The following is a 6,540-nucleotide window of genomic DNA, read 5'->3' as shown; positions in this document are numbered from 1 at the left end:
GAGGCGCGCCGCGGCCGCGCGCAGGTCGCGGTTGTTCGCCAGCACCTCGTCGACGACGCGTTGCAGTTGGGCGCTGTCGACGAAGGCGGCCGTCATCGTTGCGGCGCCGGGGTTGGCCTGGGCGTCGATCGCGGGCAGTTGGGCGAACTTCTCGGGGGCGAGGTTGGCCGGGCCTTGCGACAGACCTGGCGCGGCGCAGCCGACCAGCGCCGCAAGGGCGAGAGGGGTGAGACGGACCAGCATGTCAGTGGCCCTCCTTCTTCGTGGGTTCTTCATCGTCGATGCCGGGATGGAAGGCATGGGCCGAGGCATCGACCTGGGCGCGAAGCGCCGCGGCGCGGGCTCGACGCTTCTCGGTGCCGGCGCGCAGCAGGCTGTAGAAGACCGGCGTCAGGAAGATGCCGAAGAACGTCACGCCCAGCATGCCGGCGAACACGGCGATGCCCATGGCGCGGCGCATTTCGCTGCCGGCACCACTGCCCAGAATCAGCGGGATGACGCCGGCGCAGAACGCGATGGACGTCATCAGGATGGGGCGCAGCCGCAGGCGGCAGGCTTCGATGACGGCCTCGCGGATGGTGCGGCCCTGCTCCTCCAGCTCCTTGGCGAACTCGACGATCAGGATGGCGTTCTTGCACGCCAGGCCCACCAGCACGACCAGCGCCACCTGCGTGAAGATGTTCAGGTCTCCCGCCTGCATGAACGGCGGGAAGTGCGACAGCCACACGCCGAACAGCGCCGACAGGATGCACATCGGCACGATGAGGATGATGGCCAGCGGCAGGCTCCAGCTCTCGTACTGTGCGGCGAGCACGAGGATGACCAGCAGCACCGAGAACAGCAGCACCGCGGCCAGCGTCGGGATCTCGATGTTGAGCACCGGCACGGTGACGTTGCGCGTCAGGCGGTCCTGGTAGCTGAGGTCGGTGAACTCGTAGCCGAAGCCGCGTGGCAGGTTCTTCAGCAAGGCCTCGATCTCGCCTTCGGCCTGGCCGCTCGAGAAGCCGGGCTTGGGTGCGCCGTTGATGTCCGCCGACGGGAAGCCGTTGTAGCGCGTCACGCGCGTCGGGCCGAAGGTGGGCTCGACGCTCATCAGCGAACCCAGCGGCACCATCTCGCCCGCATCGTTGCGGGTCTTGAGCTGCGTGATGTCCTCGGCCTTGGCGCGGAAGGGCGCATCGGCCTGCACGATGACCTGGTAGGTCTTGCCGAACTTGGTGAAATCGTTGACGTACAGCGAGCCGAGGTTGATCTGCAGCGTGTCGTAGATGGAGCCCAGCGGCACACCCATCTGCTTTGCCTTCACGCGGTCCACATTGGCGAACAGCTGCGGCACGTTGATGTCGTAGTTGGAGTACGGCGTGCCGATGCTGGTGTTCTGGTTGCCATAGACCTGGCCCAGCGTGCCCCAGACCGCGCCGTACAGGGCCTGCTCGCCCTGGCTGCTGCGGTCCTGCACCTGCACCTTGAAGCCGCCGGCAATACCCAGGCCGTCGACCGGCGGCGGCGGCACGACGAACATGCGCGCACCCTGGATCTGCTGGATGGCGCCGTTGACCTGACCAAGGATGGCCTCCTTGCTCTTGTCGCGGGTGGTGCGCTTGTCGAAGCTCTCCAGGCCGAAGAAGACGATGCCCTCGTTGGGCGCGGCCGAGAAGCCGGCACCCGACAGCCCGGGGAAGGCCACCGAGTCGACGATGCCAGGCACCTTGAGTGCGATGTCGGTCATGCGACGCAGGACTTCCTCCGTGCGGTCCAGGCTGGAGCCTGCCGGCAGTTGCACGATGCCGATCAGGTACTGCTTGTCCGGCGCGGGCACGAAGCCACTGGGGATTCGCGTGAACAGCAGGGCCGTGCCGCCCAGCAGCAGCGCATAGACGATCAGCGCCATCGACTTGCGCTTGAGGATGCCGGTCACGCCGCGGCCGTAGTCCTCGGAGCGGCGGTGGAAGAAGCGGTTGAACCAGTGGAAGAAGGGGCCGAACAGCTTGTCCATGCCACGCATCAGCGCGTCCTTGGGCGCGTCATGGGGGCGCAGCAAGATGGCGGCGAGCGCGGGCGACAGCGTCAGCGAGTTGAAGGCCGAAATCACCGTCGAGATCGCGATGGTCACCGCGAACTGCTTGTAGAACTGGCCCGACAGGCCCGGCACCAGCGTCAGCGGGATGAACACGGCGCACAGCACCAGCGCGATGGCGATGATGGGGCCGGAGACCTCCTGCATCGCCTTGACGGTCGCCGCATGTGGTGTCAGGCCGTCCTGGATGTTGCGCTCGACGTTCTCGACCACCACGATGGCGTCGTCCACCACGATGCCGATGGCCAGCACCAGGCCGAACAGCGTCAGCGTGTTGATGGAGAAGCCCAGCAGCAGCAGCACGGCAAAGGTGCCGACGATGGACACCGGCACGGCCACCAACGGGATGATGGAGGCGCGCCAGGTCTGCAGGAACAAGATGACCACCAGCACCACCAGTGCCACCGCCTCGAACAAGGTGCTGACCACCTTCTCGATGGAGGTCTGCACGAAGCGCGTCGGGTCGTAGACGATGTCGTAGTCCACGCCCTTGGGGAAGCTGGGCTTGAGCTTCTCCATGGTCTTGCGGACGTTGTCAGAGATCGCCAGCGCGTTGGAGCCCGGCGCCTGGAAGATGGCGATGGCCGCGGCTTCCTTGTTGTTCAGCAGGCTGCGCAGCGCATAGGTGTTGGCGCTGATCTCGACCCGCGCCACGTCCTTCACGCGCACCATGGCGCCGGTCTTGGTGTCGCTGCGGACGATGATGTTGCCGAACTCTTCCTCCGTCGCCAGCCGCCCCTGGGCATTGATGGCCAGCTGAAAGTCTGTCCCCTTGGGCGACGGCGAGGCACCGACCACGCCGGCGGCGACCTGCGTGTTCTGCTCGCGGATGGCACCGACGACCTCGCCGGCCGTCATGCTGCGCGCGGCGAGCTTCTGCGGATCCAGCCAGATGCGCATGGCGTAGTCGCCTGCGCCGAAGCTCAGCACCGAGCCCATGCCAGGGATGCGCAGCAGGTCGTCACGCACGTTCAGCGTGGCGTAGTTGCGCAGGTAGAGCGCATCACGCGAGTTGTCCGGGCTGACCAGGTGGACCACCATGGTCAGGTTGGGTGCGGACTTCTCGGTCGTCACGCCGATGGTGCGGACGATGTCGGGCAGGCGCGGCAGCGCGCGGTTGATGCGGTTCTGCACCGCCGTCTCGGCGGCCTCGGGGGACGTACCGATCTTGAACGTGACCGTCAGCGTCATGCCGCCGTCGCCGGTGGCCTGGCTCTCGAAATAGAGCACGTTCTCGAGGCCGTTGATCTGCTCCTCGAGCGGCGTGGCCACCGTCTCGGCGATGACGCGCGGGTTGGCGCCGGGGTACTGGGCGCGCACGACGACCTGCGGCGGCGCGACCTCGGGGTATTCCGAGACCGGCAGCAGCGGGATGGCCAGCGCGCCGAGCAGGAAGACGAACAAGGACAACACGGTCGCGAAACGCGGCCGGTCGATGAAAAAGCGTGAGATGTCCATGGGCAACCGCCTTGGGATTACTTCGAGGCGGCGGAAGCCGGCGCGGCGGGCGCTGCGCCCGGCTGGCCCTGCGGTGCGGCCGGAATCGGCATGCCCTTGTCGTCGACCTTGAGCACCTGCGGCGTGACCGGTGCGCCGGGGAAGGCGCGCAGCAGCCCGTCGACGATGACCAGCTCGCCGGCCTTGACGCCCTCGACGACGCGCATGCCGTCGATCAGCGCGCCCGGCGTGACGGGGCGGGGCTGCACGATGTTGTTGGCACCAACGATGAGAACGATCTTGCGCGTCTGGTCGGTGGTGATGGCGCGCTCCGGGATGACCACACCCTGGTAGCTGCCACTGCCGCCCAGCTTCACGCGGGCGTACAGGCCCGGCGTGAACTGGCCGCCCTTGTTGTCGAACACCGCACGGGCACGGATGGATGCCGTGGCCGGGTTCAGCCGGTTGTCGACGAAGTCCAGCTTGCCGGTGTGCGGGTAGCCCTGCTCGTTGGACAGCCCCATCTGCACGGCGGCCAGGATGGGCTTGGTCGAGCGCATGTACTTCAGGTAGGTCGCCTCGCTGGCGTCGAAGTAGGCATAGACCTTGTCGCTGGAGACCACCGTGGTCAGCACCGGGTCGCCCACGCCGACGAGGTTGCCGGGCGTCACATTGGCACGCGAGGTGCGGCCGCCGACGGGGGCCGTCACATTGGCGTACTCGACATTCAGCCTGGCCTGCACCAGGGCAGCCTCGGCGGCCTTCTGGTTGGCCTCGGCGCTGCGCAGGGCCGAGCGCAGCTGGTCGATCTCCTGCTGGCTGACGGCGTTGACGCTGACCAGCTTCTCGGAGCGGGCCAGATCAGCGCGGGCCAGATCGGCCTGGGTCTTGAGCGCGGCGATCTGCGCCTCGGCGCGGGCCACCTCGGCCTTGAAGGCGCGGGCGTCGATGCTGAACAGCGGGTCGCCCTTCCTGACGACCTGGCCTTCCTTGAAGCGCACCGCTTCGACCGTGCCAGCCACGCGGGCGCGCACGTCGACCGTGTCGGGCGCCTCCAGGCGGGCGGTGAACTCGTCGAACTCCTGCACCTCTCGCTGCGTGGCGGGCGCCACCGATACAGGCGGCGGGCCGCCATGGCCACCGGCGCCGTCCTGCTTCTGGCCGCAGGCGGCGAGCAGGAGGGCGACGAGGGGAGTCAGGGTCAGGGCCAGGTTCTTCTTTGTCATGGGGGGGCTCCGAGGGCAAGGCGGCGACTGTAAGCATTTCGCACCCCGTCCCGTCACCCCAAACCTGAAAGCCCGGTCAGGCTGCTGACATTTCTTGTCAACAGTTAAAAACTGTGAGCACGGCAAAAAGCCGCCCGGAGGCGGCTTGGCAGCACAGGAATGGTGCGCGGCTCAGTGAACGCCGTGCATCCACTTCTTCATCAGCGGGGTCATGGCCATCAGCACGACGCCGGCGCCGATGGGGATGACAGTGAAGATCAGGAAGAAGACCGACATCGAGTAGGTGGACGAGATCTGGTCGATGTAGGCGCCGGTGGAGCCGGCGATCTTGTTGGCGATGGCCGAGTTCAGGAACCAGACGCCGAACATCAGGCCCAGCAGGCGCGTCGGCGCCAGCTTGGAGATGTAGGACAGGCCCACCGGCGACAGGCAGAGCTCGCCCATGGTGTGGAAAAGGTAGGCCAGCGACAGGAACATCATGCTGACCTGGGCCGTCTTGGCGCCCTGGGGAATGCCGGCCGAGCCGTAGGACAGCACGGCGAAACCCAGACCCAGCAGCACCAGGCCGGTGCCGAACTTGACCGGGCCGGACGGATTCCAGTGCCGCTCCCACATCTTGGAGAACATCGGCGCCAGCACGACGATGAAGAAGCTGTTCAGCACGCCGAACCAGGTGGCCGGCACCTCGCTCTGGTCCATCGCGAACTCGCGGCCCAGCATCCACAGGCACAGGCCCCAGATGATGGCGAAGGCGACGGCCAGCGAGAGATTGGCCATGGCGTACTTGCCGCCGGTGGAACGATAGAGCTTGAACAGCAGCCAAGACAGGATGGCCGCCGGGATCAGCGTCATCGCGGTGTTGACGATCTTGAAGATGAGGCCGCTGGTGCCGACCAGCGTGCGGTCGGTGTAGTCGGCCGCGAAGATGGTCATGGAACCGCCGGCCTGCTCGAAGGCGAACCAGAAGAAGATCGTGAAGAAGGAGAACACGAAGATCGCCTTCAGGCGGTCGGCCACGACATGCTCAGGCGTGTCGTCGAGCTTTTCCTCCATGGCCTTCTTGGCCGCGTCGATCTTGTCGCCAATGCGGCCGAACAGGCCCTGGCTGAGCCAGAACTGGATGGCGCCCAGGATCATGAAGAGGCCCGCCAGACCGAAGCCCAGGTTCCAGGAGATCTTCTCGCCGATGTAGCCGCACAGCGAGATGCCGAAGAAGGCGCCGGCGTTCACGCCCATGTAGAACAGCGTGTAGCCGCCGTCACGCGCGCCTTCGTTGTCCTTGCCGTACAGCTGGCCGACGATGGCGGAGATGTTGGGCTTGAACAAGCCCGTGCCCAACACCACCAGCCCGAGGCCCAGGTAGAAGCTCGGCAGCGTATCCATGAACAGCGCGATGTGGCCGGCCGCGATGATGAAGCCGCCCAGCAGCACCGATCGCCGCGTGCCCAACAGCCGGTCGGCGATGTAGCCGCCCAGGATGGGCGTCAGGTAGGCCAGCATCGTGTACCAGCCGTAGAGGTTGGTCGCTTCGGCACGGCTCCAGCCCCAGCCCCCCTTGCTGGCTTCGGTGATCAGGAAGAGCACGAGCAGGGCGCGCATGCCGTAGTAGGAAAAGCGCTCCCACATCTCGGTGAAGAAGAGGACGAAGAGCTGGTTGGGCTGGCCGAGAATGGCAGTGCCGGCCAGCGGGGTCGCCGCTTGGCCGGACACGGGGGAAGTGGTAGTCACGTCTGTCGTTCCAGGTAAACCGGGGAGGCGGGCGGTGGCCCGCCGCGGAAAGCCGGGATTGTCCCGCCCAAG

3 protein-coding genes and 1 pseudogene are annotated in these 6,540 nt (G+C 66.7%); all 4 read right to left on the bottom strand.

All coding sequences use genetic code 11. The annotated features are described in order from the left end of the window. Positions 1-243 (bottom strand): annotated as a pseudogene (locus VGF12_RS12515) (multidrug transporter); the annotation flags it as partial. A gap of 1 nt (position 244) precedes the next feature. After that, positions 245-3,535, bottom strand: a complete 3,291-nt coding sequence (locus VGF12_RS12510; protein ID WP_331176368.1) for a multidrug efflux RND transporter permease subunit — start codon at positions 3,533-3,535, stop codon at positions 245-247. A 17-nt stretch (positions 3,536-3,552) separates the two neighbouring features. Continuing rightward, positions 3,553-4,740, bottom strand: coding sequence for an efflux RND transporter periplasmic adaptor subunit (locus tag VGF12_RS12505; protein ID WP_331176367.1), 1,188 nt, complete (start codon positions 4,738-4,740; stop codon positions 3,553-3,555). 171 nt (positions 4,741-4,911) lie between these two features. Then, positions 4,912-6,468, bottom strand: coding sequence for a peptide MFS transporter (locus VGF12_RS12500; RefSeq protein WP_331176366.1), 1,557 nt, complete (start codon positions 6,466-6,468; stop codon positions 4,912-4,914). Between the last annotated feature and the right edge of the window lie 72 nt (positions 6,469-6,540).

The organism is Roseateles sp. (genome assembly GCF_036404855.1).
Classification (GTDB): domain Bacteria; phylum Pseudomonadota; class Gammaproteobacteria; order Burkholderiales; family Burkholderiaceae_C; genus Pelomonas.
The sequence above is the reverse complement of the archived record's forward strand: the minus strand, read 5'-3'. Positions and strand labels throughout refer to the sequence as shown.

Excerpts from the sequence above, each read along its gene's own strand:
- VGF12_RS12510 (WP_331176368.1), bottom strand. The coding sequence starts at position 3,535 with ATGGACATCTCACGCTTTTTCATCGACCGGCCGCGTTTCGCGACCGTG.
- VGF12_RS12505 (WP_331176367.1), bottom strand. The coding sequence starts at position 4,740 with ATGACAAAGAAGAACCTGGCCCTGACCCTGACTCCCCTCGTCGCCCTC.